Genomic DNA, 401 nt, shown 5'->3' with positions numbered 1-401 from the left:
AACGCCAAAGCCAGCATAAGTTTTGGAGAAGCCGTCGATAACCAAGCAGAGCTGGATAGCCTTTATGCCGAATTAGAGACTGCACTTGATAATACCATTAACAAAGTCGCTGATTACACGCTAGAGAAATTAAACGACATCGAAATCAGTGCAATCACAGAGACCTCAAATCAACAACTAAATGATTACCTTGCTGAGCTTAGCAACACACTTGAGGATGTGGATATGCTCAGCTTTTACGGCAATACGATAGATAAAGCCAAAAACGCAGCAAGTGATGTCACTGACGCCCTTAAAGAGTTTCTCCCTCAAGATACAGCAGACTTAGACGAAACGGCCCTCAGTCCAATTCAAGACGCCCTTTGCACTGCGGTTATCGATGGTGACATTGATGCACTGGA

Annotated in this window: 1 protein-coding gene; it reads left to right on the top strand. The window is 44.1% G+C overall.

Annotated features, from left to right (window positions below):
* Positions 1–401, top strand: a 401-nt coding sequence (locus OA91_RS24505) for a hypothetical protein (protein ID WP_197477873.1), incomplete at both ends; no start/stop codon positions are given.

Origin of the sequence: Marinomonas sp. SBI8L (genome assembly GCF_001624705.1) — a bacterium.
In the GTDB taxonomy this organism is placed as follows: Bacteria; Pseudomonadota; Gammaproteobacteria; order Pseudomonadales; family Marinomonadaceae; genus Marinomonas.
This window is presented reverse-complemented; position numbering and strand designations above follow the sequence as displayed.